Annotated in this window: 26 protein-coding genes; 14 read left to right on the forward strand and 12 right to left on the reverse strand. The window is 67.1% G+C overall.

Going from position 1 to position 24,604, the window contains the following annotated elements; all coding sequences use genetic code 11:
* Window positions 1–2: 2 nt before the first annotated feature.
* Both ACF8NF_RS01440 and ACF8NF_RS01445 read right to left on the reverse strand, forming a co-directional pair.
* A complete protein-coding gene (locus ACF8NF_RS01440; protein WP_016447629.1) occupies window positions 3–1,133 on the reverse strand; it encodes a cupin domain-containing protein in 1,131 nt (376 codons plus the stop codon).
* A 103-nt stretch (window positions 1,134–1,236) separates the two neighbouring features.
* A complete protein-coding gene (locus ACF8NF_RS01445) occupies window positions 1,237–2,196 on the reverse strand; it encodes a helix-turn-helix domain-containing protein (RefSeq protein ID WP_047326671.1) in 960 nt (319 codons plus the stop codon).
* Between the two features lie 260 nt (window positions 2,197–2,456).
* On the opposite strand from ACF8NF_RS01445, the gene ACF8NF_RS01450 reads away from it, so the two are divergent.
* Both ACF8NF_RS01450 and ACF8NF_RS01455 read left to right on the forward strand, forming a co-directional pair.
* On the forward strand, window positions 2,457–3,908 hold the full coding sequence (locus ACF8NF_RS01450) for an aldehyde dehydrogenase (protein WP_392449954.1): 1,452 nt from the start codon (window positions 2,457–2,459) through the stop codon (window positions 3,906–3,908).
* Window positions 3,909–4,060: 152 nt separating this feature from the next.
* The gene (locus ACF8NF_RS01455) at window positions 4,061–4,582 is read left to right on the forward strand and encodes a peptidylprolyl isomerase (protein WP_043789867.1); all 522 of its coding nucleotides are present in this window, start codon (window positions 4,061–4,063) and stop codon (window positions 4,580–4,582) included.
* A 67-nt stretch (window positions 4,583–4,649) separates the two neighbouring features.
* Here the strand turns inward: ACF8NF_RS01455 and ACF8NF_RS01460 are convergent, their stop codons facing one another.
* A complete protein-coding gene (locus ACF8NF_RS01460) occupies window positions 4,650–5,225 on the reverse strand; it encodes a glycine zipper 2TM domain-containing protein (protein ID WP_043789866.1) in 576 nt (191 codons plus the stop codon).
* A 145-nt stretch (window positions 5,226–5,370) separates the two neighbouring features.
* A complete protein-coding gene (locus ACF8NF_RS01465; RefSeq protein WP_047474847.1) occupies window positions 5,371–5,751 on the reverse strand; it encodes a PepSY domain-containing protein in 381 nt (126 codons plus the stop codon).
* A gap of 280 nt (window positions 5,752–6,031) precedes the next feature.
* Between ACF8NF_RS01465 and ACF8NF_RS01470 the strand changes: the two genes are divergently transcribed.
* The 3 genes from ACF8NF_RS01470 to ACF8NF_RS01480 are packed head-to-tail and all read left to right on the forward strand — an operon-like array spanning window position 6,032 to window position 8,460.
* Window positions 6,032–6,337, forward strand: coding sequence for a PepSY domain-containing protein (locus ACF8NF_RS01470; RefSeq protein WP_016447635.1), 306 nt, complete (start codon window positions 6,032–6,034; stop codon window positions 6,335–6,337).
* Between the two features lie 6 nt (window positions 6,338–6,343).
* Complete coding sequence (locus tag ACF8NF_RS01475) at window positions 6,344–7,015, forward strand: response regulator transcription factor (RefSeq protein WP_016447636.1); 672 nt, start codon at window positions 6,344–6,346, stop codon at window positions 7,013–7,015.
* On the forward strand, window positions 7,012–8,460 hold the full coding sequence (locus ACF8NF_RS01480) for a sensor histidine kinase (protein ID WP_392449955.1): 1,449 nt from the start codon (window positions 7,012–7,014) through the stop codon (window positions 8,458–8,460). Before ACF8NF_RS01475 ends, ACF8NF_RS01480 begins: the two co-directional genes overlap by 4 nt.
* Window positions 8,461–8,485: 25 nt before the next feature.
* Here the strand turns inward: ACF8NF_RS01480 and ACF8NF_RS01485 are convergent, their stop codons facing one another.
* The 4 genes from ACF8NF_RS01485 to coaBC all read right to left on the reverse strand — a co-directional run bounded on the left by ACF8NF_RS01485 (window position 8,486) and on the right by coaBC (window position 11,656).
* Window positions 8,486–9,310 (reverse strand): hypothetical protein, encoded by an 825-nt coding sequence (locus tag ACF8NF_RS01485; protein ID WP_392449956.1) that lies wholly within the window; start codon window positions 9,308–9,310, stop codon window positions 8,486–8,488.
* A gap of 63 nt (window positions 9,311–9,373) precedes the next feature.
* Entirely contained in the window at window positions 9,374–9,823 is a 450-nt protein-coding gene (gene dut, locus ACF8NF_RS01490) for a dUTP diphosphatase (RefSeq protein ID WP_017404378.1), read from the reverse strand.
* A 70-nt stretch (window positions 9,824–9,893) separates the two neighbouring features.
* Window positions 9,894–10,415 carry a hypothetical protein gene (locus ACF8NF_RS01495; protein ID WP_016451252.1) on the reverse strand — a complete coding sequence of 174 codons (522 nt, stop codon included), beginning with the start codon at window positions 10,413–10,415 and terminating at the stop codon, window positions 9,894–9,896.
* Window positions 10,416–10,432: 17 nt separating this feature from the next.
* Window positions 10,433–11,656, reverse strand: a complete 1,224-nt coding sequence (gene coaBC, locus ACF8NF_RS01500) for a bifunctional phosphopantothenoylcysteine decarboxylase/phosphopantothenate--cysteine ligase CoaBC (RefSeq protein ID WP_026062130.1) — start codon at window positions 11,654–11,656, stop codon at window positions 10,433–10,435.
* Window positions 11,657–11,758: 102 nt separating this feature from the next.
* Here coaBC and ACF8NF_RS01505 point away from each other — a divergent pair, with 102 nt between their 5' ends.
* From ACF8NF_RS01505 to ACF8NF_RS01530, 6 genes are all read left to right on the forward strand, one after another.
* Window positions 11,759–13,417 carry a CTP synthase gene (locus tag ACF8NF_RS01505; RefSeq protein WP_016447642.1) on the forward strand — a complete coding sequence of 553 codons (1,659 nt, stop codon included), beginning with the start codon at window positions 11,759–11,761 and terminating at the stop codon, window positions 13,415–13,417.
* A gap of 41 nt (window positions 13,418–13,458) precedes the next feature.
* A complete protein-coding gene (kdsA, locus tag ACF8NF_RS01510) occupies window positions 13,459–14,316 on the forward strand; it encodes a 3-deoxy-8-phosphooctulonate synthase (protein ID WP_016447643.1) in 858 nt (285 codons plus the stop codon).
* A 3-nt stretch (window positions 14,317–14,319) separates the two neighbouring features.
* On the forward strand, window positions 14,320–14,610 hold the full coding sequence (locus ACF8NF_RS01515) for a DUF1330 domain-containing protein (protein ID WP_392449957.1): 291 nt from the start codon (window positions 14,320–14,322) through the stop codon (window positions 14,608–14,610).
* 238 nt (window positions 14,611–14,848) lie between these two features.
* Window positions 14,849–16,135, forward strand: coding sequence for a phosphopyruvate hydratase (gene eno / locus ACF8NF_RS01520; RefSeq protein ID WP_392449958.1), 1,287 nt, complete (start codon window positions 14,849–14,851; stop codon window positions 16,133–16,135).
* Window positions 16,136–16,199: 64 nt separating this feature from the next.
* Complete coding sequence (ftsB, locus tag ACF8NF_RS01525) at window positions 16,200–16,478, forward strand: cell division protein FtsB (RefSeq protein WP_012206908.1); 279 nt, start codon at window positions 16,200–16,202, stop codon at window positions 16,476–16,478.
* A gap of 175 nt (window positions 16,479–16,653) precedes the next feature.
* A complete protein-coding gene (locus ACF8NF_RS01530) occupies window positions 16,654–17,082 on the forward strand; it encodes a hypothetical protein (RefSeq protein WP_017404371.1) in 429 nt (142 codons plus the stop codon).
* A 12-nt stretch (window positions 17,083–17,094) separates the two neighbouring features.
* Here the strand turns inward: ACF8NF_RS01530 and ACF8NF_RS01535 are convergent, their stop codons facing one another.
* Together ACF8NF_RS01535 and ACF8NF_RS01540 are read right to left on the reverse strand one after the other, a co-directional pair.
* On the reverse strand, window positions 17,095–18,087 hold the full coding sequence (locus ACF8NF_RS01535) for an Hsp33 family molecular chaperone HslO (protein WP_017404370.1): 993 nt from the start codon (window positions 18,085–18,087) through the stop codon (window positions 17,095–17,097).
* Between the two features lie 35 nt (window positions 18,088–18,122).
* On the reverse strand, window positions 18,123–18,647 hold the full coding sequence (locus ACF8NF_RS01540) for a gamma carbonic anhydrase family protein (RefSeq protein WP_016451248.1): 525 nt from the start codon (window positions 18,645–18,647) through the stop codon (window positions 18,123–18,125).
* Between the two features lie 54 nt (window positions 18,648–18,701).
* Between ACF8NF_RS01540 and ACF8NF_RS01545 the strand changes: the two genes are divergently transcribed.
* The 3 genes from ACF8NF_RS01545 (at window position 18,702) to ACF8NF_RS01555 (ending at window position 22,322) form a co-directional block, all read left to right on the forward strand.
* Window positions 18,702–19,508 (forward strand): ferritin-like domain-containing protein, encoded by an 807-nt coding sequence (locus tag ACF8NF_RS01545; protein WP_203400535.1) that lies wholly within the window; start codon window positions 18,702–18,704, stop codon window positions 19,506–19,508.
* 188 nt (window positions 19,509–19,696) lie between these two features.
* A complete protein-coding gene (locus ACF8NF_RS01550; protein ID WP_016451246.1) occupies window positions 19,697–20,974 on the forward strand; it encodes an EAL and HDOD domain-containing protein in 1,278 nt (425 codons plus the stop codon).
* A 58-nt stretch (window positions 20,975–21,032) separates the two neighbouring features.
* A complete protein-coding gene (locus ACF8NF_RS01555; RefSeq protein WP_016447651.1) occupies window positions 21,033–22,322 on the forward strand; it encodes an EAL and HDOD domain-containing protein in 1,290 nt (429 codons plus the stop codon).
* A gap of 96 nt (window positions 22,323–22,418) precedes the next feature.
* On the opposite strand, the gene ACF8NF_RS01560 is transcribed toward ACF8NF_RS01555, so the two are convergent.
* Together ACF8NF_RS01560 and xerD are read right to left on the reverse strand one after the other, a co-directional pair.
* On the reverse strand, window positions 22,419–23,417 hold the full coding sequence (locus ACF8NF_RS01560) for a tripartite tricarboxylate transporter substrate binding protein (protein ID WP_016447652.1): 999 nt from the start codon (window positions 23,415–23,417) through the stop codon (window positions 22,419–22,421).
* 131 nt (window positions 23,418–23,548) lie between these two features.
* Window positions 23,549–24,532, reverse strand: a complete 984-nt coding sequence (gene xerD / locus ACF8NF_RS01565) for a site-specific tyrosine recombinase XerD (RefSeq protein ID WP_392449960.1) — start codon at window positions 24,530–24,532, stop codon at window positions 23,549–23,551.
* Window positions 24,533–24,604 lie beyond the last annotated feature (72 nt).

A 24,604-nucleotide genomic window follows, 5' to 3' on the forward strand; every position in this document is an offset into this window, starting at 1 on the left:
GTTCAGGACAGCTTGCCGCCACGCACCCAGCCTGCGTCAAACCACGAGGACAGCAACTCCAGCGCATCGTCGCTGGCCTTGGCCAGATCGGTGCGCGACAGCGCGCGCGTGTCGGCCAGCTTGCGCATCAGCGTGGCATCGCGGCCACCGGCCAGATAGCTTTCTCCGTTGATGAAGATGTGCCTGGCGTCATACATCATGCGGGTGCGGCGGTCCAGGACCACGCTCTCGAACATGCCGTTTTCCTCGCCATGCTCGAACCACACATTGGCCTTGGGCTCGGTCATGTACTCGCCCAGAGCGCGCTCCAGCGCCAGCGGCTCGGCCAGCGCGCGTTCCAGCGACTTGCGGGCGAAATCGTGCAGGCTGGCGGGAATCTCGCCCGGGGCTTCGACGGCCGGCTGGTCGGGATCGCGGTAGACGACCGGCACTTCGGGTTCATCGGGCTCGTCGGACATGCGCAGCAGCAGCTCGCGGGCCAGCTCGTCGCGCGCGGGCGAGCGAAAGCCGATGGAGTAGGTCATGCATTCGCCCTCGGCGATGCCGTCATGGGCCCACTTCGGGGGCAGGTAGAGCATGTCGCCGGGCTCGAGCACGAATTCCTCTTCCGGCTCGAAATGCGAGAGCACCTTCAGCGGCACATCGGGCTGCAGCGACAGGTCCTTCTGGCGGCCGATGCGCCAGCGCCGGCGGCCATGGGCCTGCAGCAGGAAGACGTCGTAGCTGTCGAAATGCGGGCCGACGCCGCCCTGGTCGGTGGCAAAGCTGATCATCAGGTCGTCCAGCCGCGCCTCGGGCACGAAGCGGAACTGCTGCATCAACTGGTGCACGCCGTCGTCGTGCAGGTCCACGCCCTGCACAAGCACGGTCCAGCCGGGCTTTTGCAGCGAAGGCAGGCTGCGGCGCGACAGCGGGCCGTGGCTGAGCTTCCAGCTGCCGCCGTCGTGCTGCTGGATCAGGCGCGATTCCACCCCGTCCTCGCCTGCCATGGCCAGTAGCCTGGCGCGCGGAATCAGGGGCTTGAAGCCCGGGATTGCCTGGCGCACCAGCAAGGGCTTCTTGTGCCAGTGGCGGCGCATGAATTGGGAAGCGGTAAGCCCGCCCAGCAGGGCAAGCGGGGTGTTGGTGTCCATGGAATGGTCCGAAATGAGCAGAAAGACAGGGCGGCATTGTCCTATGCGGCCATTGCCCTGTCCTGGCGCCAGCGCAAGCCGGCCCGAAATGGCCGGACGACGCTCAGCCCGCAGCCTTGCGCATGGCCCTGAAATCCGAGGGCGCCAGGCCCGTATAGGCCTTGAAGGCCCGGCTGAAATGCGCGCTGCTGCCAAAGCCGCAGTCCATGGCGACTTCGGTGATGGTGCGCTGCGCGTGCTCGGGCAGCAGCAGCTCGCGCATGCACAGCTCCAGCCGGCTGTGCTGTATGAAGGCGCCCAGGCTGGTCTGGCTGTCCGCAAAGGCGTTGTGCAAATGGCGCTTGCTGCAGTTGAGCGCGGCGGCCACGGACTCCACCGACAGGCCCGGATCGCGCAGATGGGCCACCACATGGGCGCGTATGCGGTCCTGCAGCGCCAGTTGCTGGGTGCCTGCCGTGCCCTGCCCGGCCAGCTCCTGCAGCGAAAGATGGACCATGTCCACCAGCAGCTCGCCCGCGCGGCGCGCCAGGTGCGGTGCCATGCCGGGCAGCTCCTGGTAGGTGCTGCGCATGGTCTCCAGCGCGATGCGGGCGATGCCCGAGCTGCCGCCCACATTGCGCCCCATCAGCCCTTCCAGCCGGATGCCCCGTTCCACGATGGCCTGGCGCGGCAGCATCACGATGAGGTGCTCCGACCATTCGGGATTGGCCACCTCGTACTCCTGCGCCGTGTCATAGATGACCCAGCTGCCCTTGCGCACGCTGGCCTCGCGGTTGTGCTGGCGCACGCTGGCCACGCCCTCCCAGGGCGCGACGATCTTCAGATAGGGGGACTCATGGGCGCGCAGGCCCTGCATGCTGCGCATGACGCGATGGCGGCCCGCCTCCAGCCGGGTCAGGACCACATCGCCGGCATTGGCCACGCGCACATGGCCCTCGAACAGGCGTTCGCCATAGAGATCGGTATCCAGGCCCGCAAACAGGCTCGACATCCAGGCATGCCAGGCCGACGCCGTCTCGCCGGGCGGCAGTCCGTCGGTGCTCAACACCATGGCATCGGTCATGTGCGGTCTCTCCTGCTCGCCGCACGGGTGAAGGATCTGTGTGCGGCCATGGACGTGATTATGGGAAAGTGCAGGCCCGTCGCGCCCCATGGCTTTCCCCGCGGACAGCCAGGACAAGGGTAAACCCCGGAGCCCGTGCACGATCCGTCATGCGCTTTGTGCGCCCAGCGGGCTGCCTGCGCCATCGCCTGCTTCTACGATGACCGGCACGCCCGGCTGCGCCAACGCCCAGGCCACAACCGCATACCAAGGAGACAGTCATGATCGAACAAACCATGCTCATCGCAGGCCAGGCCGCACAGGCCGGCAACGGCGCCACCTTCGAGCGCCGCAATCCGCTGGACGGATCGGTGGCCACGCGCGCCCCGGCCGCGACGCCGCAGGATGCCGTGCGCGCCGTCGAAGCCGCGCAACAGGCCTTCCCCGCCTGGGCCGCGCTGGGCCCGACCGAACGCCGCCAGATGCTGATGAAGGCATCGCAGGCGCTGGAGGCCAAGACCGAGGCCTTTGCCGCCGCCATGGCCGCCGAGACGGGCGCCTCTGGCATCTGGGCCGGCTTCAACGTGCACCTGGCCGCCAACATGTTCCTGGAGGCCGCATCGCTGACCACCCAGATCAATGGCCAGATCATTCCCTCGGACGTGCCCGGCAGCCTGGCCATGGCCGTGCGCCAGCCCGCTGGCGTGGTGCTGGGCATTGCGCCCTGGAATGCACCCGTCATCCTGGCCGTGCGCGCCATCGCCACGCCGCTGGCCTGCGGCAACACCGTGGTGCTCAAGGGCTCGGAGCTGTGCCCCGCCACGCACGGCCTGATCATCGAGGCCCTGCAGGAAGGCGGCCTGCCGCCCGGCGTGGTCAACTTCGTGACCAATGCGCCCGAAGATGCCGGTGCCGTGGTCGAGGCCATGGTGGCCCACCCGGCCGTGCGCCGCGTGAACTTCACAGGCTCCACGCGCGTGGGCCGCATCATCGGCCAGACCTGCGCCAAGTACCTCAAGCCCGCCATTCTGGAGCTCGGCGGCAAAGCGCCCTTCGTGGTGCTGGACGATGCAGACATCGACGCCGCCGTGGCCGGCTGCACCTTCGGTGCCTTCGCCAACTCGGGCCAGATCTGCATGTCCACCGAACGCATCATCGTGGACGAGGCCGTGGCCGGGGATTTCCTGGACAAGCTGGTGGCCCGTGCCACCTCGCTGCCGCTGGGTGATCCGCGCAAGGGTCCCGTGGTGCTGGGCTCGGTGGTGGACATGGCCACCGTGGAGCGCGCCAACCGCCTGATCGACGACGCGCTGGCCAAGGGCGCAAAACTGCTGTGCGGCGGCAAGGCCACCAACACGCTCATGGCAGCCACGCTGATCGACGGCGTCACGCCCGAAATGGACATCTTCCGCGAGGAAACCTTCGCCCCCGTCAAGGCCATCGTGCGCGTACGCGGCGAGGAGCAGGCCATCGCCATGGCCAACGACAACGAGTTCGGCCTGTCCTCGTCCGTCTACACCCGCGACACCGCACGCGGCTGGCGCGTGGCCGCGCGCATCGAGGCCGGCATCTGCCACGTCAACGGCCCCACCGTGCATGACGAGGCACAGATGCCCTTTGGCGGCGTGAAGAACTCGGGCTACGGCCACTTCGGCGGCCAGGCAGGCATCGACGCCTTCACCGAGACGCGCTGGATCACCATGCAGACCGCGCCCCGCCACTATCCGTTCTGATCGGCAGGACTCGCCGCCCGGCCTGCGCAGCAGCCGGGCCGCCGTGGGAAAATCGCGCCAACGCGGCCGCCGGCACGCCTTCGTCAAACAAGGGCGCGCGCGGCGGTCTTTCTTTTTCCCCACCGCGGCATGGGCCGCACAAGCTGCACACCATGGAAATCACAGAACAATGCGTGGTCGCTCTGACCTGGACCCTCAAGGACACCCTGGGCGAGGAACTGGACGTGCTCGATGAGCCCGTGGAGTTCCTGGTCGGCGGCGACGACCTGCTCAAGCGCATCGAGGAGGCCCTGCAGGGCCACGGCCAGGGCAAGGTCCTGGACCTGCACCTGGAGCCCGAGGAAGCCTTCGGCGACTACAACGAAAGCCTGATCTTCCTGGAGCCGCGCGCCCTGTTCCCGGCAGAGCTGGAAGAAGGCATGAGCTTCGAGGCCAGCGCCCTGCCCAAGGGCTGCAGCGCCGTGCCGCCCGACCTGCTCTACACGGTGACCGAAATCTATCCCGAGCATGTGGTGCTGGACGGCAACCATCCGCTGGCCGGCATCGCGCTGCGCCTGCACCTGAAGGTCGAAGGCGTGCGCGAAGCCACCGAGGAGGAAATCGGCCGCGGCTCGGCCGGCACCGGCTTCTTCCGCATCCAGCCCATGGCACCGGGCAACGACACGCTGCACTGAAATTGCCGCGCTGAAATGGCAAAGGCCTCCCTTCGGGGAGCCCTTTTGCATGGAGCGAGCCTGGTACTCAGCGCAGCAGCTGGTTGTTGTCCACGCGCACGCTCTCGCCTACGCGCAGCTGCGGATTGCTCTGGTAGTCGAACACGCGCGTGCTGCCGTCGTTCAACTGCACGGTGACACGGTAGACATCGCGCAGGTCGCCAGGGCCGGTGTTCTTCTCGATGGCATTGCCCGCCATGGCACCGCCCACCACGCCCGCAATGGTGGCGATGTCGCGCCCGCTGCCCTTGCCCACCTGACGGCCCAGCACCCCGCCGACCACGCCACCCACCACTGCCCCGGCACCTATGCCCGAGCCACCGATGCCGCTGGGCTGCTGGATCTGAACCAGTTGCACATTGGTCACGCGCCCCTGCTGCACATAGCCACCGCCGCCCGGGTAGGCCGTGCCGGGCTGGCCGCTGGCGGGATAGCCCCCGCTGGGGTAGCCCCCGGCGGGATATCCGCCAGCGGGATAGCCACCTGCAGGGTAGCCGCCACCCGGATATCCGCCCTGCTGTGGATAGCCCGCGCAGGCGCTGAGCATCAGCGCTGCAATGCAGCTGGTGCCGATGGCGCCCAAGCGATGAATGGAAGGGGGCATGGAAATCTCCTGTGTACTGTCCGTGGATCGATCAAGGGCAGCCGCCGACCTTGCCTGCTGCTGCATACCACTCCAACGCCCCAGGCTGCATGTGCGCCGACCGGACTGAACACTTGCTGACAAAAATCAGCCCGCCGGCCCGGCCTCAATTGCGTGCGCGAATGCTGAGCACGTTGCCGTTGTTGCCATCGACATAGAGCTTCACGGGACGGCCATCGCCGGTCTGGCCCTTGACCTGGTAGAGGCCGTCTTCCCACTCAATCTCGCGCAGGTCGCGGTAGCCCAGGCCTTCCATGCGCTCGAAGACTTCGCGGATGCTCAGGCCCGGCCCCTGGAAGGCGCCGCGCACGGAGGCCACCGTGGTGGCCACGGCTTCGCCGGCCTGCACGGTCACCGAAGGACCGCCCGTGGCGGCGGCCTGGGCCTGCACCTGGGCGACCAGCCCGGCAGTGGCGATCAGAACAATGCCCAGGCCCGTCAGGCCATGGCGTGCAGCGCGGGAAATCAGTTGTCGGATGGAAGGCATGAGGTTCTCCTTGGCATGTGAAGGTCGGCGTCTGGGCCGGCGACTGGGCCGGCGACTGGGCCGGCGATTGGGTCGGCGATTGGGCTGGCGATGCATCTGAAAAGGCCGCATCTGCCGGCTGCTGCGCCTTCGTTTCCGGTGGATTGCGACGGCGTGCAGCCATTGTTCGATGCAGGCCATGAACGCAAGCTGAAGCAGCCGTTCATCCGAGGTTCATCCACGCTGGGCTATAAAGTTTTCCATGCCCACTCCATCCTTCTCCATTCCTCGCAGGTCCTGGATGCTGCTGGCCTCGCTGCTGCTGATGGCGGCGGCACTGGCCTCCTGGACCACGCCCTCGGATGCCGGCGACAGCGACCATGAACTCGCTCGCCAGGCCCTGCAGCAAGGCCGCGTGCTGCCGCTGCGCACCGTGCTCGACCAGGTCGAGCGCGACTACCAGGGCCAGGTCATCAAGGTCGAGTTCGAGCATGACGACGGCCGCTTCATCTACGAGATCCGGCTGCTGCAATCGGGCGGCCGCGTGGCCAAGCTCAAGATCGATGCACGCGATGGCAAGGTGCTGAGCTTCAAGCGCAAGGACTAGACGCAGATGCGAATCCTCGTGGTGGAAGACGAGCCCACGCTGAGCAGCCAGCTCGTGCAGGCGCTGCAGCAGGCCGGGCATACGGTGGAGACGGCGGCCGACGGCGCAACGGCCCAGTACCTGGGCGAGGTCGAGGAGTTCGATGCCGCCGTGCTGGACCTGGGCCTGCCCGTGCGCGATGGCCTGACGGTGTTGCGCGCCTGGCGCGAACAAGGGCGGGTCATGCCGGTGATGATCCTCACGGCGCGCGGCGCCTGGCATGAGAAGGTGGCCGGCATGGATGCCGGTGCCGACGACTATCTGGCCAAGCCCTTCCACATGGAAGAGCTGATGGCCCGCCTGCGCGCCCTGCTGCGCCGGCTCAGCCCGCACGCCAGCGCCCAGTGGCAATGCGGCCCCATCGTGCTGGACTCGCGCCAGGCGCGTGTGAGCGTGGCGGGCCAGCCGCTCACGCTGACCAGCCATGAATTCAAGGTGCTGGCCCTGCTGATGCAGCGCGTGGGCCAGGTGATATCGCGCACCGAGCTGTCCGAACACATCTACCCGCAGGACAGCGACCGCGACTCCAACACCATCGAGGTCTTCGTGGGCCGCCTGCGCAAGAAACTGCCGGCCGGCAGCATAGAAACCGTGCGCGGAATGGGCTACCGGCTGGTGGAAGGCGCGCCCGCTGCATGAACGCACCACAGGAAAGACAGGTATCCCGGCTCGGTGATTCGCTGCGCCTGCGCCTGCTGGCCGGCACGCTGGCCTGGGTGCTGGCGGCCGTGCTGCTGGCCGGCTGGGGACTGCGCGGACTGTTCCGCGATCACATCGCGCAGCAGTTGCAGGCGCAGCTGGTGCTGCAGCTCGACCAGCTCAGCGCAGCCGTCAACAGCCTGCCCGGCGGGCGCATTGAGGTAGGACTGGCCGTGGGCGATCCGCGCCTGGCGCAGCCGCTGTCAGGCCTGTACTGGCAGATCGACCAGGTGAGCGATGGGGCGGGCCCGCCCGAGAAGGCCGGCCTGCTGCGCTCTCGTTCGCTGTGGGACCAGACGCTGGACTGGCACCAGTTCCGTGCCGATGCCGGCAATCCCGGCGAACACCGGGAAGACACGGCGTTGAGCACGGGCATGCTGCCCGATGGCCAGGGCCACCCGCTCGTGGCCGTGGCACGCCCCCTGCAATTGCCCGAAGCCGACGCGCCGCCGTTGCGCCTGATCGTTGCGGCCGACAGCGCCCTGCTGGCCGAGCCCATGCAGCGCTTCACCACCATGCTGATCGCCGCACTGGGCACGCTGGCGGCCGGGCTGGCTCTGGCCGTGGTGCTGCAGCTGCGCCTGGCGCTGCGGCCGCTGCAGTTGCTGCGCACAGGCCTGGCCGACGTGCGCAAGGGCGCCACGCCGCGCCTTGAAGGCCGGTTTCCGCAGGAACTGCGCCCCCTGGTGCAGGAGTTCAACCATGTGCTGGATGTGAACGCCGACATGGTCCAGCGCGCGCGCACGCAGGCCGGCAATCTGGCCCATGCCGTGAACACGCCCCTGTCGATTCTTGGCAACGCCGCCGCGCAGGAAAGCGGAGCGCTGGCCGAACTGGTGCGCGAGCAGGTGGCCAGCGCCAGCCGCCAGGTGGACCACCATCTGGCCCGGGCCCGCGCCGCAGCGCGCCAAGCCACCGGCTTGCGCACGCCCTTGGAGCCGCCACTGGCCTCGCTGGTGCGGACCATGGAGCGCCTGCATGCCGGACGCGGCATCCGCTTCACGCTGAAGAGGGATGCGCAGCCTTGGGACTTTCTGGGCGACGGCCAGGACCTGATGGAAATCCTGGGCAACCTGCTGGACAACGCCGGCAAATGGGCAGCCCAGGCCGTGAGCCTGGAAGTCCAGGGCCTGGAGCCAGATCAGGCCGGCGGCCCCTTGCTGCTGACGGTGGACGATGACGGCCCCGGCATCGAAGACGCCGACCTTGGCCGCATCTTCGAGCGCGGCGAGCGCCTGGACGAGCGCAGGCCCGGCGCAGGGCTGGGCCTGGATATCGTGCGTGACCTGGTGCAGACCTATGGCGGCAGCATTGCAGCCAGCCGCTCGCCGCTGGGCGGCCTGCGCATGCAGCTGCACCTGCCCGGAGCGCGACGAGAGGCATGAGCGCGGGAGGCCGCAGGACAGCGGCTCACCCCCCTCTCAGCGCTCGCAGCACCTGCACCAGGGTGTCTGCCTGGGGAAACAGCCAGTCGGCCGCAGCGCCCAGCGCCACGGCGCCCACCAGCGCGCCCAGCACCGGCTTCCAGCTCAGGCGCAGCGCGGCCAGCAGCCAGCCTTCGCGCTCCACCACGTAGAGCGTGCGCGCCATCAGCAGCGCAAAGGCCACCTCCACCGCCACGGCCAGGAACAGGTCGGCCCCAAAGACCAGCCACAGCAGCGACCCGGCGCCCGTGACCGCGACCAGCAGCGCCGCAAACACCAGCAGCACCGGCACCAAGACGACAGCGCCTTCGTCCAGCCCATCGATGCCGGGCACGTCAAAGCCTTGCGACGCCGAGGAAGCGGCTTCGGACATGGCACCGCCGTCGTCCCAGCTGCCGCTGGAGCCACCGCCGCCATAAGAGCCGCCCTGCCCGCTCTCGAATCCGCCAGCCTCGGGCGTGCGGGCCGGTGAAGAACCGCTGCCGCCGGGCGTCACATCGGGAACATCGGACACCTCCCAGTCGCGGCGCAGCATGCACTCGGCCCACAGGCGTACCAGCAGCAGATACAGCAGATAGCCGCAGACCAGGGCCACGCCGTAGCGCAGCGCCATGCTGTGCACGCCCGCATGCAGCAAGGCCAGGCTCAGCAGCGACATGCCGGCCAGGCTGAGGCCGCCCGTCAACGCCGCATGCAGTCGCAGCCAGTGGCGCTGCTGCAGGCGGCGGCGCATGCGGTCTTCCTGCGTGAGCACCACGCGCGTCCACGACGCGGATGGGCGATGGCGCGTGCGCCGGGATGGCCTGGCCATGCGGACTCCTCCCTGAAGCGATGCCCTGGCAGCGCAGCTGCGGGCGATGTCTGGCGGAAAGCCTTATTGCTTGCCGGTGGAGCCGTAGCCGCCCGCACCGCGCTCGGAGGCCGACTCGAACTCCTCGACCACATTGAAGCTGGGCTGCACCACGGGCACGATGATCAGCTGGGCCAAGCGGTCCATGGGCTGCAGCGTGAAGGCCGTGGCCGAGCGGTTCCAGGCGCTGACCATGAGCTGGCCCTGGTAGTCGCTGTCGATCAGGCCGACCAGGTTGCCCAGCACGATGCCGTGCTTGTGGCCCATGCCCGAGCGCGGCAGGATCATGGCCGCGTAGCCGGGGTCCTTGAGGTACATGGCCATGCCAGTGGGCACCAGTTGCCATTGGCCGGGCTCCAGCGTCAGCGGTGCATCGATGCAGGCGCGCAGGTCCAGGCCCGCGCTTCCCGGCGTGGCGTAGGCGGGCATGTTCTCGCGCAGGCGCGCGTCAAGGATCTTGATATCAACGTTCATGGAAACAATCTGGGGAGCGCCTCACGGCAGGCTCTCTTGAAAAGCAAAGCGCGCATTGTGCCCCGCGCCGTCACCCGGACGACTTGAGCCCGCTGCGAAAGCCTTTGACGATGGCATTGATGATGGTGAGCAGCAAGATGAAGGGGCCGACGCCCGGAATCACCACGGCCAGGATCAGGCCGATCACGATACCCAGCAACTGGCCCGGACCTATCTTGAAGACCGTCTTCTTGACGGCCTTGGCGGCGGAGGACGCCTGGGCTTGCTGTGCCCGCGCCGCCTGCCGGCCGCGATCGGCCCTCCCACCATTCCTGTCGCCTGCAGACGGCTGGCGCCCCGGCAGGGCAGGCACCGACGCCTGCTGCGCGGCGATGCGCGCTTTCTCGGCCGCAGCCTGCACCTGCTCGCGCACGCGCTCGACCACGGACTGGGACTGCGCGCCCGGCGTGGCCACCGCGTCGGTGAAATCGCTGCGTCCCTGCGCCATCCAGCCATGGGCCGCAGAGCGGTACAGGGGGCTGGCGCGCAGCAGCTCATCCACATAGCGCACATAGTCGCCGTGGCGGGGACCTTCGTAGGTGTTCTGTGACATGCGGGCCTTCGGTGGTGTCAAGGGGCGGGCGGCAGGCGCCGGGCGATCTCGGCCACCAGCTGGCGCGCCAGCAGGGACTTGGAGGCGTGCGGCAGCTCCTGGGTGCCGGACTCGTCGATCAGCAGCAGGGCATTGTCATCCCGCCCAAAGGTTGCGGGACCGATATTGCCCACCAGCAGCGGCACCTGCTTGCGCAGGCGCTTGGCGCTGGCGTGCTGCAGCAGGTCATGGCTTTCGGCGGCGAAGCCTACGCAGTACAGCCGGCCGCTGCGTGCGGGCTCGGACTGCGCGGCGGCCGCCAGGATGTCGGGGTTCTCGACGAAGGTCAGCGTGGGGGTCTGGCCCGAGCCGTCCTTCTTGATCTTCTGGTCTGACGCCGTGGCCGGGCGCCAGTCGGCCACGGCCGCCGTGGCGATGAACACGCCAGCCTGGGGCAGTTGCTGCTGCACGGCATCGAACATCTGCTGCGCCGACTGCACGTCGATGCGCTGCACGCCACGCGGCGTGCGCAGGTGCACGGGCCCGGCCACCAGGGTCACCTGGGCGCCCGCCTCGCGTGCGGCGCGCGCAATGGCAAAGCCCATCTTTCCGCTGGAATGGTTGGTAATGCCGCGCACCGGGTCGATGGCCTCGAAGGTCGGGCCCGCCGTGACCAGCACCTGCCGGCCCTGCAGCAGCTTGGGCGTGAAGAAGGCAGCCAGCTCCTCCATGATTTCCTCGGGCTCCAGCATGCGGCCGTCGCCCACCTCGCCACAGGCTTGGTCGCCCGTTCCCACGCCCAGCACCAGCGCGCCGTCGGCGGCCACCTGCGCCAGGTTGCGCTGCGTGGCCGGGTGTGCCCACATCTCGCGGTTCATGGCCGGCGCCAACAGCAGGGGCACGCGGTCCATGGGGCGCGCCAGGCACATCAGGCTCAGCAACTCGTCGGAGCGGCCCTGCACCAGGCGCGCGATGAAGTCGGCGCTGCAGGGCGCGATCAGCATCGCGTCGGCCTCGCGGCTGAGGTTGATGTGGGGCATGTTGTTGGGCTCGCGCGCGTCCCACTGCGAACCATAGACCGGACGGCCCGACAGCGCCTGCATGGTCACCGGCGTGATGAACTGCTCTGCCGCCTCGGTCATCACCACCTGCACGGTGGCCCCGGCCTGCACCAGCAGGCGCACCAGCTGGGCAGATTTGTAACAAGCCACGCCTCCGGAGAGGCCGAGCACCAGATGTTTACCTGCGAACACTTCAGTCATGGCGCGCAATTTAGCAGAGCCGGAGCATCCGAGCAGCCCCGCGCGGCGCGGCGAATTCGGCGGCGCATCTATAATCCTGCTTTACCACCACCAATAAAAGACATGACCAAATTTGTCTTCGTCACAGGCGGTGTGGTGTCTTCCCTGGGCAAGGGAATCGCCTCAGCCTCCCTTGCTGCGATCCTCGAATCGCGCGGCCTCAAAGTCACTCTCATCAAGCTGGACCCGTACATCAACGTGGACCCGGGCACCATGTCGCCCTTCCAGCACGGTGAAGTGTTCGTGACCGACGATGGCGCAGAGACCGATCTGGACCTGGGCCACTACGAGCGTTTCATCGAAACGCGCATGAAGCAGTCCAACAACTTCACCACCGGCCGCATCTACCAGAGCGTTCTGGAGAAGGAGCGCCGCGGCGACTACCTGGGCAAGACCGTGCAGGTGATCCCTCACGTGACCAATGAAATCCAGGAGTACATCAAGCGCGGCGCCGGCATCGGCACGCCGGATGCCGTGGACGTGGCCATCTGCGAAGTCGGCGGCACGGTGGGCGACATCGAGTCCCTGCCCTTCCTCGAAGCCGTGCGCCAGCTGGCCCTCAAGCAGGGCCCCAACAACACGGCCTTCGTGCACCTGACCTACCTGCCCTGGATCGCCACGGCCGGCGAGCTCAAGACCAAGCCTACGCAGCACACCGTGCAGAAGCTGCGCGAGATCGGAATCCAGCCCGACGCCCTGCTGTGCCGCGCCCAGCACCGCGTGCCGGACGAGGAAAAGGAAAAGATCTCGCTGTTCACCAACGTTCCCGAATGGGGCGTGATCTCCATGTGGGACGTGGACACCATCTACAAGGTGCCCCGCATGCTGCACGAGCAGGGCCTGGACGGCCTGATCTGCGACAAGCTGCGCCTGAACACGCCGCCCACCAACCTCAAGCGCTGGGATGACCTGGTCCACGAGACCGAGCACCCGCAGGGCGAGGTCAAGATCGCCATGGTCGGCAAGTACGTCGAGCTGTCGGACGCCTACAAGTCCGTCAACGAGGCACTCAAGCACGCCGGCATGCAAAGCCATGTAGCCGTGAAGATCACCCATGTGGACTCCGAGACCATCAGCGACGCCAATGCGCGCGACAAGCTCTCGCAGTACGACGCCATCCTCGTGCCCGGCGGCTTCGGCTCGCGCGGCGTGGAAGGCAAGATCTCCACGGCCCGCTACGCCCGCGAAAACAAGGTGCCCTACCTGGGCATCTGCCTGGGCATGCAGGTGGCCACCATCGAGTACGCCCGCCATGTGGCCGGCCTCGAAGGCGCCAACTCCACCGAGTTCGACCCCAAGTCCGCCAACCCCGTGATCGCACTGATCACCGAGTGGAAGGATGCCGACGGCACGGTCAAGACCCGCGACGAGAACTCCGACCTGGGCGGCACCATGCGCCTGGGCGCGCAGTCCTCCGACGTGCAGGCCGGCACGCTGGCCCACAGCATCTACGGTGACGTGGTCACCGAGCGCCACCGCCATCGCTACGAAGCCAACGTCCAGTATCTGGACCAGCTGCGCGAAGCGGGCCTGGTGATCTCGGCGCTGACCCAGCGTGAGCAGCTGACCGAGATCGTCGAACTTCCCAAGGAAGTTCACCCCTGGTACATCGGCGTGCAGTTCCACCCCGAGTTCAAGTCCACGCCGTGGAGTGGCCACCCGCTGTTCAATGCCTTCGTGAAGGCTGCGATCGAGCGCCAGAAGGCACCGCGCAAGTCCTGAGCCCCGCAACGCCGCCCACCATTTCCCAAGGAATCCCCACCATGAAACTCTGCGGCTTCGACGTCGGCCTCGACCGGCGCTTCTTTCTCATTGCAGGCCCCTGCGTCGTCGAGTCCGAACAGCTGCAGATGGACGTGGCGGGGCAGCTCAAGGAAATCACGGCGGCCCTGGGCATCCACTTCATCTTCAAGAGCAGCTACGACAAGGCCAACCGCAGCTCGGGCGCCAGCTTTCGCGGCCCGGGCATGGACAAGGGCCTGGAGATCCTCGCCAAGGTGAAGAAGGACCTGCAGGTCCCCATCCTGACCGACGTGCACACCGAGTCCGAAATCCCGGCCGTGTCCCAGGTCGTGGACGTGCTGCAGACGCCGGCCTTCCTGTGCCGCCAGACCGACTTCATCCGTGCCGTGGCCCAGTCGGGCCGGCCGGTGAACATCAAGAAGGGCCAGTTCCTGGCCCCGCATGACATGAAGAATGTCATCGACAAGGCCCGCGCCGCCGCCAAGGAGGCCGGCCTGCCCGAGGACAGCTTCATGGCCTGCGAGCGCGGCGCCAGTTTCGGCTACAACAATCTGGTCTCGGACATGCGCAGCCTGTCCATCATGCGCGAGACCGGTGCGCCCGTTGTCTTCGATGCCACGCACAGCGTGCAGCTGCCCGGCGGCAACGGCACCAGCAGCGGCGGCATGCGCGAGATGGTGCCCGTGCTCTCGCGTGCGGCCGTGGCCGTGGGCGTGGCCGGACTGTTCATGGAAACCCATCCCAATCCTCCCTGCGCCCTCAGCGACGGCCCCAACGCCGTGCCACTCAAGCACATGAAGGCCCTGCTCGAAACCCTGGTCGCGCTCGACGACGTGACCAAGAAGAACGGCTTCCTCGAAAACGATTTTGGAGTCTGACCCATGGCCAGCGGCTACATCATTGCGTCCGTCACCGTCACCAAGCCCGAGCAGTACGAGGAGTACCGCAAGTGGAGCACCGAGGCCATGCGCGCGCATGGTGCCGAAGTCTGCGTGCGCGGCGGCAAGGTCGAAGTGCTCGAAGGCGACTGGAATCCCGGCCGCACCGTGATCCTCAAGTTCCCCAGCTTCGAGGCCGCCAAGGCTTTCTACGACACGCCCGAATACCTACGTGCCCGCGAAGCCCGCAAAGGCGCGGCCATCATGCGCATGGTCTGCGTCGAGGGCGTCTGACTGCGGCCAGCGATACCCGGCCCGTCAAGAGCGCAGCGCATACAAAGCCATCCACCCAATTTGTGCACAATGGCCGCCGCCCGATCGCAGATACTGCGCCGCGGAGCATGGCCGTGCACGGTGGCGCGGCAGCCTGCCACGCCACCGACCACCCATACCGCTTGCCCGGCAAGCACCAGGGCGCAACCTCACCGGAACCCGCCTGCACACCGATTTCAAAAACCGCAAAGGAAATGCCATGAGTGCAATCGTTGACATCGTAGGCCGCGAAGTGCTGGACAGCCGCGGCAACCCCACCGTCGAGTGCGACGTGCTGCTGGAATCGGGCGTGATGGGCCGCGCGGCCGTGCCTTCGGGCGCGTCCACCGGCTCGCGCGAAGCCATCGAGCTGCGTGACGGCGACAAGAGCCGCTACCTGGGCAAGGGCGTGCTCAAGGCCGTCGAGCACATCAACACCGAGATCTCCGAAGCCGTGCTGGGCCTGGACGCCTCCGAGCAGGCCTTCCTGGACAAGACCCTGATCGACCTGGACGGCACGGACAACAAGGGCCGCCTGGGCGCCAACGCCATGCTGGCCGTCTCCATGGCCGTGGCCCGCGCCGCTGCCGAAGAGGCCGGCCTGCCGCTGTACCGCTACCTGGGCGGCATGGGCGGCATGCAGCTGCCCGTGCCGATGATGAACGTCATCAACGGCGGCGCGCACGCCAACAACAGCCTGGACCTGCAGGAATTCATGATCATCCCCGTGGGCGCGCCTTCGTTCCGCGAAGCCGTGCGCTGGGGCGCCGAAGTCTTCCACGCGCTCAAGAAGATCATCCACGACAAGGGCATGAGCACGGCCGTGGGCGACGAAGGCGGTTTTGCGCCTTCCGTGGAAAACCACGAAGCCGCCATCCAGCTGATCCTGCAGGCCATCGAAAACGCAGGCTACAAGGCCGGCGAACAGATCGCCCTGGGCCTGGACTGCGCCGCCAGCGAGTTCTACAAGGACGGCATGTACGTGCTGGCCGGTGAAGGCAACCTGACGCTGACCGCCACCCAGTGGACCGACATGCTGGCCGGCTGGTGCGACAAGTACCCCATCATCTCCATCGAGGACGGCATGGCCGAAGGCGACTGGGATGGCTGGAAGATCCTGACCGACCGCCTGGCCGCCAAGGTCCAGCTGGTGGGCGACGACCTGTTCGTCACCAACACCAAGATCCTGAGGGAAGGCATCGACAAGAAGATCGCCAACTCCATCCTGATCAAGATCAACCAGATCGGCACGCTGACCGAAACCTTCGCCGCCATCGAAATGGCCAAGCGCGCCGGCTACACGGCCGTGATCTCGCACCGCTCGGGTGAAACCGAGGATTCGACGATTGCCGACATCTCCGTGGGCACCAACGCAGGCCAGATCAAGACCGGCTCGCTGAGCCGTTCGGACCGCATCGCCAAGTACAACCAGCTGCTGCGCATCGAGGAAGACCTGGGTGACATCGCCCACTACCCCGGCCGCGAGGCTTTCTACAACCTGCGCTGAAAAGCGTTAGGCTTGCAAGCCATCCGGCCTGCAAGCCTTTTTCCTTTCCGCAACATCTGCTGCCATGGTCAACCGCGTCGTCCCCCTTGTCCTGCTCGCCCTGCTCGCCGCCGTGCACGCGCAGCTGTGGCTGGGCCATGGCAGCGTGGCCTACGTCAAGGAACTGCAGCAGCAGATCCACGACCAGAACGTGGCCAACGCGCTGGAAAAAGCCGAGAATGACCGCCTGGCCTCCGAGGTCAACGACCTCAAGGACGGCCTGGCCATGGTCGAGGAAAAGGCCCGCAGCGAACTGGGCATGGTCAAGCCCAACGAGATCTTCGTGCAGATCGTGCGGCGCTGAGGATTGGGATTTCCTGCACCAAGGCCGGCTTCATGCCGGCCTTGTGCTTTTGCAACAAGGCGCCTGCGCCCCTTGCCCGGGCCTGCGCGCAAGCCGAGACAGGTACTTGGACACAGACCGCTTGCCCCCGCCCCCGGTGATTCTTCTGGGATCGCCACCCGCGCTCGCGCTTTCCATGGCCCATGCACTGCGCCAGGCCTGGCGGCACCACGGAGCATCTCCTGCCGACTGGCAATGCCTGGCGGCCGAGCCGGGGCAGTCTCTGCCGGAACATGGGGCCGTCTACCTGCTGGGACTGGATTGGAGAGCCTCCGTCACCGAGCACGAAGGGGTGAGCGATGGCCCTGCCGCACAGCTCCAGCATTGGCGCGACCAATTGCAAAGCCAGTCACGCGACTACGTGGTGCTCTACGGCAATACCGCCCGGCAATGGCAACAGCTGGCCGAGTCGCTCAGGCTCAAGGCTCCGCAAATGGACTGGTCCTGGCTGCCCGCAAGCCCCGCGCAAGGCAGCGCGCGCCTTCGCCCCTACGGCTGCGAGCAATGCAGCGACCCGGACTGCGAGCGGCGATTGTTCGACGCGCTGCGCAGCGGGCGAGACTGAAGCCGGGCGTATTTACTGGACGTTCGTCGAGGTCGGCGGCTGCTTGCCGGCCTCGGTGAACAGCTGGGCTGCGTCGATGGGATCGAATTCGTACTGCTTGCCGCAGAAGTCACAGCCCACCTCGATGCTGCCGCGCTCCTCCAGGATGCTCTCCACCTCTTCGGAGCCCAGCGACACCAGCATGGACGCCACACGGTCACGGCTGCAGGTGCACGCAAAGCGCGGATGCTCCTCGTCCTGCTGGGGCACGAAGCGCATCAGCTTCTCTTCCCAGAACAGGCGGCGCAGTATGGTCTCCACATCCAGGGTGAGCAGCTCGTCGCGCGTGAGGCTGGAGGCCAGCGTGGCGATACGGTTGTAGTCCTCGTTCAGCCCGATGGCATCCTGACCCGACTGCTCGCTTTCGGTGGCAGCGGCCAGGTTGGCCTCACCCTTGACCGGCATGCGCTGGATCAGCAGGCCGGCGGCCACCTGGTCGTCGGCCGCCAGCACCAGCACGGTGTCCAGCTGTTCCGACTGCAGCATGTAGTGCTGCAGCGCGTCGGACACCTTGGTGAAGCGCCGGCCCTGCGCATCCTGCAGCGGCACCACGCCCTGGTAGGGCTGCTGGCCCGGCTGGCGCCCCTTGGGGTCCAGCGTGATGGCGCAGCGGCCGCCGCCGTGCACATTGAGCAGTTGTTCCAGCGTGGCGCCTTCGGGAGGGTCGCCGATCAGGGTGGCGGTGGCGCGCAGGCCGAAATCGGACTGCACCTCGGCCACAGCCAGCTTGACCGGGCCATCGCCCATGACCTGGAAGACCAAGGCGCCGTTGAACTTGATATTGGACTGCATGAGCACGCCCGCAGCCGCCATTTCTCCCAGCAGTTCGCTCACGGCAGCGGGGTAGGCGCCGGTCTCGCCGTTGCCCGCGCGGCGCTGCAGGATTTCCTGCCAGGCATCGGTGAGGCGAACGATGGAGCCGCGCACGGGCAGGCCTTCGAAGATGAATTTATGCAGTTCAGACACGCTGATGGATTCCGTAAAAAAGTGCCGGGCCTCGCTCAGCCCAGCTTGCGCAGCCCGGTCTTGAACCGGCGCGCATTGTCGACATAGTGTTGGGCGCTTCGGCGCAAGCCCTCGATCTGCTCGGGCGTCAATTGGCGCACGGCCTTGGCCGGGCTGCCGATGATCATCGAGCCATCGGGAAATTCCTTGCCTTCGGTGATGAGGGCGCCTGCGCCGACCAGGCAGTTGCGGCCGATCTTCGCGCCGTTGAGCACCACGGCACCGATGCCTATCAGCGACTCGTCGCCAATGGTGCAGCCATGCAGCATGACCTGGTGGCCCACGGTCACGTGGCGCCCCACGACCAGCGGCTTGCCCAGGTCGGCATGCAGCACGCTGGCGTCCTGGATGTTGCTGCCCTCACCGATGGTGATGCTCTCGCAGTCGCCGCGCAGCACGGCGCCGAACCAGATGCTGGCGTCTTCGGCCAGCTGCACATTGCCCATCACTTCGGCACTGTCGGCCACCCAGGCCGACGCCGCCACTTCAGGGGCCACTCCATCCAGTTCATAGATCGCCATGGGTCTTTGTCTCCGTCAATTATTGGTGATGGCAGGAAACCTAGAATTGTAGGGATGGAGTTACGTCACCGCGCCCTTGAGGTCTTGTGCCTCACGGACCCCGAAGAAAAGGCCGCCGCCGCGTTGGACATGTATGCGCGGCAGGCGCTTTATTCAATAGCACCGCAGGCACCGGCCCTGCCGGATCCCGCGCCGGACCTGCCGGGCCGCCCGCTGCGGCCCGAGCTGCGCCACCACACCGCCGTTGCAAGGCGTTCGCCGGCGACGCCGGAAGGCCGGGCCGTGCTGATCCACGCCATAGCCCACATCGAGTTCAACGCCATCAATCTGGCGCTGGACGCCGTCTGGCGCTTTGACGGCATGCCGCAGCAGTACTACCTGGACTGGCTGCAGGTGGCCGCCGAGGAGGCCAAGCACTTTCGCCTGCTGCGCGAGCATCTCCGCGCGCACCTGTGCCACGACTACGGCGATTTCCCGGCCCACCAGGGCCTGTGGACCATGTGCGAGAAGACCGCCCATGACGTGGTGGCCCGCATGGCCCTGGTGCCGCGCACGCTGGAGGCGCGCGGCCTGGACGCCACGCCCCAGATCCAGAACAAGCTGCGCAACACGCGTGCGCCCGATGCGCTGGCGGCGGTGGACATCCTCGACATCATCCTGCGCGAGGAAGTGGGACACGTGGCCATAGGCAATCATTGGTACCGCTGGCTGTGCGAGCGCGAAGGCCTGGAGCCCGAGGCCCACTACCAGGCGCTGACCCTGCGCTACGAGGCGCCGCGCCTGCGCCCGCCCTTCAACGAACGCGCACGCCGCGCCGCAGGCTTCACCGATACTGAACTGGCCTGGTTGCAGCAGGTCTGAAGAAAGCCTGCCTGCGCCGTGCGGACAGGCCCAGGCCGCTCGTGAAGCCACACAATGGTTTACAAACTAGGATGGGTCCGACTCCGCAATCGGACTTGTCCCAGCAGACACTGCCTGTCGGCATATTTATTCAGAACATTCCTACAATCAGATCTGCTGCTTCCCGTGTCCCTTCGACCGAACACTCCATGACCGAATTGCCTGTCCATCTCTTCAACGATGCCCCTGTGGCCAGCCCCGCGTCCACGGATCGGGGAATGATTGCGCGCCAGGCCATCGTCAACGGGGTGCAGCAGATCATCGGCTATGAGCTTTTCAACCGTTCGCGCGCCTACCCGGACCATACGGCGGCCTCGGATGTGTCCCTGGTGTTCACGGCCCTGTCGCATGCGGGCGAAGAAGACCTGGTTGGCACCAAGCTGATGTTCGTCAACTGCACGCATGAAAGCCTGGCCGGCGGGCATCTGGAGCTGCTCAACCCCGACAAGGTGGTGCTGGAGATACCGCCGCTGGGCCTGGCCGCCCAGCAGGAGGTACAGGCCCGCCTGCCCATCCTCAGCAATCTGCGCGCACGCGGTTTCAACCTGGCCTTCAATCACACGGTGCTGGAGTCCGCCTATGCAGCCTGGCTGCCCCTGGCCGACTACATCAAGTTCGACCTGTCCGTGCTGGCCCCTGACCAGTTGGCCGTGCTGGTCAATTTTGCCGGCCGCCACACGCGCGCCGAGCTGATCGCCGAGAAGGTGGAAAGCGCCCAGCAGCATGAGCAGGTGGGCCGCCTGGGCATACAGCTGTTCCAGGGCTTCTGGTTCGCGCGGCCCACGGTGGTGCGCACCAAGCTGCTGTCGCCCTCGCAGCAAAGCATTGTCCAGCTGCTGAATCTGGTGCGCCAGCAGGCCAGCACCGATGCCATCGAGGATGTGCTCAAGAAGGATGCGGGCCTGGCCTTCAACCTGATGCGCCTGATCAATTCCGTGGGCTTCGGCGTGCAGCGCGAGATCACCTCGTTCCGCCAGGCCGTGATGCTCATGGGCCTCAAGAAGCTGTTCCGCTGGGCGGCCATGCTGCTGACCGCATCGCGCAACGGCGGCCCGCCGCCGGCCATCGGCCAGACCGCCGTGATCCGAGGGCGGCTGATGGAGCTGCTGGCCCAGGAATCGCTGAGCGAGGAAGACTCCGACCAGGCCTTTGTCGTCGGCATCTTCTCGCTGCTGGGCAGCATGCTGGACCTGCCGCAGGACGTGGCCATGAGCCTGATCCCCGTGCCCGATGCCGTCTCCGCCGCCGTGCTGCGCCACGAAGGCGTGCTGGGCGAGCTGCTGATCCTGGCCCAGGCCTGCGAAGCCAGCGACGATGCAGCCTTCCACCGCAGCGCAGGCGCGCTGCGCCTGAGCAGCCAGCAGATCAACTGGGCCCATCTGCAGGCCCTGGCCTGGACCGACCAACTGGCAGACAGCTCGCTATAGCTATAAGCTATAGAACGCCATCGAAAGCCATCGCTCATCCATCTTTCTCAGCTTCCAAATGACTACCAACGACAACTCCTCCGCTCCGCCGCCCCCCCTGCCAGCCGGGGTGGAGGACGGGCAGGTGGCCGTCATTGCGCGCCAGGCCATCGTCAACGAGGCGCGCGATGTCTTCGGCTATGAGCTTTTCGACCGCTCCACGGCCCAGCATGCGCACACGGCGGCCTCCGATGCCGCCCTGCTCTTCAACGCGCTGTCGTATGCGGGCGCCGAAGCGCTGGTGGGCAAGAAGACAGTCTTCATCAACTGCACGCATGACAGCCTGGCCGGCGGCCACCTGGAACTGATCCACCCCGACAAGGTGGTGCTGGAGGTGCCCACGCTGGGCGAGAACGCCACGGCTGCCGATATCGAGGAACGCCTGCCCACCTTCCAGGCCCTGCGCCAGCGCGGCTTCCGCCTGGCCTTCAACCAGCACCTGCTGCGCCGCGCCTATGCCAGCTGGCTGCCTGCGGCCGCCTTCATCAAGCTGGACATGCAGACCTTCGCACTGGCCGATGCCGAGACCCTGGTGAAGTTCGCGCGCGCCCATACCAACGCCCAGATCGTGGCCGAAAAGGTCGAGACCTCCGAGCAGTTCGAGCGCATGCGCGACCTGGGCGTGCGGCTGTTCCAGGGCTTTTGGTTCGCCCAGCCGCAACTCGTGCAGGCGCGCACCATCCGCCCCACGCAGGCCACCATCATCCAGCTGATCAATCTGGTGCGCCAGCAGGCCAGCACGGACGAGATCGAAGCCCTGCTCAAGAAGGATCCCACGCTGTCCTTCAACCTGCTGCGCTTCATCAACTCCTCGGGCTTCGGCCTGTCCTGCGAGATCACCTCGTTCCGCCACGCGGTGATGATCCTGGGCCTCAAGAAGCTGTTCCGCTGGGCGGCCCTGCTTTTGACCACTTCGCGCGCGGGCGGCACGCCGCCGGCCGTGGGCCAGACCGCCGTGGTGCGCGGGCGCCTGATGGAGTTGCTGACGGCCGAGCTGCTCTCGCCCGAGGAGTGCGACAACGCCTTCGTGGTCGGCGTGTTCTCGCTGCTGGACGTGATGCTGGGCCAGCCCATGGAAAAGGCGCTGGAGTCCATCGCCCTGCCCCAGCCCGTGATCGATGCGCTGGTGCACAACAAGGGCGTGTTCGCGCCCTTCCTGGAGTTGACGCGTGCCTGCGAAAGCGGCGATGACGAAGGCTTTGCGCGCGCAGCCAATGCACTGCAGCTGTCCAACCACCAGGTCAACTGGGCGCATCTGCAGGCCCTGGCCTGGGCCGACAATCTCACGGCGGACGAGCCCATGGCATAGGCGGGCCCCGCACATCCGGCACCAAAGACAAAGGGCTTGCGGCCATGACGGCTGCAAGCCCTTTTTGCATGGGCGCCGGTGGCGCCCTGCGCTCCATCAATTGAGCTTGATGCCGGCTGCGCGAATGATGCGCGCGTTGGACTGGGACTCGGCCTCGATCTGGCGTGCAAAGTCCTCGGCCTTGCCGCCCATGGCCACGTTGTCGGTGGCCTCCAGCTTGGCGCGCATGTCCGGCTGGGCCAGCACCTGGTTGATCTCGGCATTGAGCTTTTGCAGCACGGGCGCAGGCGTTCCAGCGGGCGCGAAGATGCCGAACACCGAGGTCATGTTGGCGCTCTTGTAGCCCAGTTCGGCCAGCGTGGGAACGCCGGGCAGCGACTCCAGGCGCTGGGGTGCGCCCACGGCCAGGGCCTTGAACTTGCCCGCCTTGATGTGCTGCAAAACGGCCGGGCCGGCATTGGTGGACAGCACTTCGAACTGCGCGCTCAGGCCGTCATTGAGCTGCTGCCCGCCGCCCTTGTAGGGAATGTGCGTGATCCGGACCTGCGAGGCATGCATGATCTGCTCGAGCATGATGTGGCCCAGCGAGGCCAGGCCGGCCGTGGCCCAGCGCACTTCGCCGGGCTGCGCCTTGGCCTGGGCCACCAGCGCATTGAAGTCGGCCGCCGTGGAGCGGGCCGTGCCCAGCAGCAGCACGGGCGAGTACATCACGCTGGTCACGGGCACCAGGTCGCGCTGCGGATCGAACAGGGGCTTGCCCAGGTGCGGGCTCAGCGTCAGCGGGCTGATGGAGGAAAAGCCCAGCGTGTAGCCATCGGGTGCGGCCTTGGCCACCAGGTCCAGGCCGATGGCGCCGCCGGCGCCGGCCTTGTTGTCCACCACCACGGGCTGGCCCAGGCGGGCGGCCAGCTTCTCGCCCAGGGCGCGGGCCACCACATCGCTGACGCCGCCGGCCGGGTAGGAAACCACCACGCGGATGGGCCGGCTGGGCCATGCCGCATCGGCAGCCGACGCAGACATCGGCAGGGCCGCGGCAGCCACCGTCGCCGCCAGCATGGAAGTCACCAGCACATGCCGGCGCAGGAAATCAGTCATCGAGAACTCCGCAGAAACACATCGAACACGGCGGTGATTGTTGTGCAAAGCACATATCCCCGAGGCGGGCTTTGCCACTTCGACGGTTTCAACGCCAGAAATAGGCAATCCGGCGAACCGACCACATCCAATCAACCACGCGGATGGTGCAAAGCGTGCAGGGCCTTGAGCCGCTCGCGCGCCACATGGGTGTAGATGGTGGTGGTGGAGATATCGGCATGGCCCAGCAGCATCTGCACCACGCGCAGGTCTGCGCCATGGTTGAGCAGGTGGGTGGCGAAGGCATGGCGCAGCGTGTGCGGCGACAGCGGTGCCGTGACACCCGCAACCTGCGCGCAGCGCTTGACGATGACCCAGAACATCACGCGGCTCATCGCAGCCCCGCGCTGGGTCACGAAGACCGCATCGCTGCGCTGCCCGCCCAGGATGGCGCCGCGCGCCGTGGCCAGATAGCGCTCCAGCCACCAATGTGCCTCCTGGCCGAAAGGCACCAGTCTTTCCTTTTTCCCCTTGCCGGTCACGCGCAGCACGCCCGAGCGCAGATCGATGCCATGCATCGGCAGATCCACCAGCTCGCTCACGCGCAGGCCGCTGGCGTACATCAGCTCCAGCATGGCGCGGTCACGCAGGCCCAGCGGCGTATCGACATCGGGCGCCTTGAGCAGCGCCTCCACCTGAGCCTGCGTCAGCGTATGCGGGACGCGCGGCGGCTGCCGTGCCGCCAGCATGCGCACCGTGGGATCGGCCGCAATGCGCTGCTCGCGCAGCGCCCAGTGGTAGTAGCGGCGCAGCACCGTCAACCGCCGGTTCGACGAGCTGGCCTTGGTCTGCTCCACGCGCACCGCAAAATAGCCCTGCAGCTCCAGCTCGCCCGCCGCATCCAGCGCCAGCGGCGGCCGCTGGTGCGCCAGCCACCGCCCCCAGGCCGTCAGATCCCGGCGATAGGCCGCCAGCGTATTGCGCGACAGCCCGTCTTCCAGCAGCAGCGCATCCATGAACAGGTCCAGCGCATCCAGGCTGGCCGGCAGCGGCGCGGGCCAGGATGCAGGATCGGCAGCAGGTTCGGCTTCGGCAACCGAGGGGGACACGATGGAAGCGGCAGGCACTTGGGACATCCCATCAAGCCTACAACGAAAAAAACCCGAGGTCCGCAAGAAGCCTCGGGTTCTGATCCAACCGCTCTGGGC

The organism is Delftia sp. WSY_22 (assembly GCF_043104185.1).
Classification (GTDB): Bacteria; Pseudomonadota; Gammaproteobacteria; order Burkholderiales; family Burkholderiaceae_C; genus Comamonas; species Comamonas tsuruhatensis.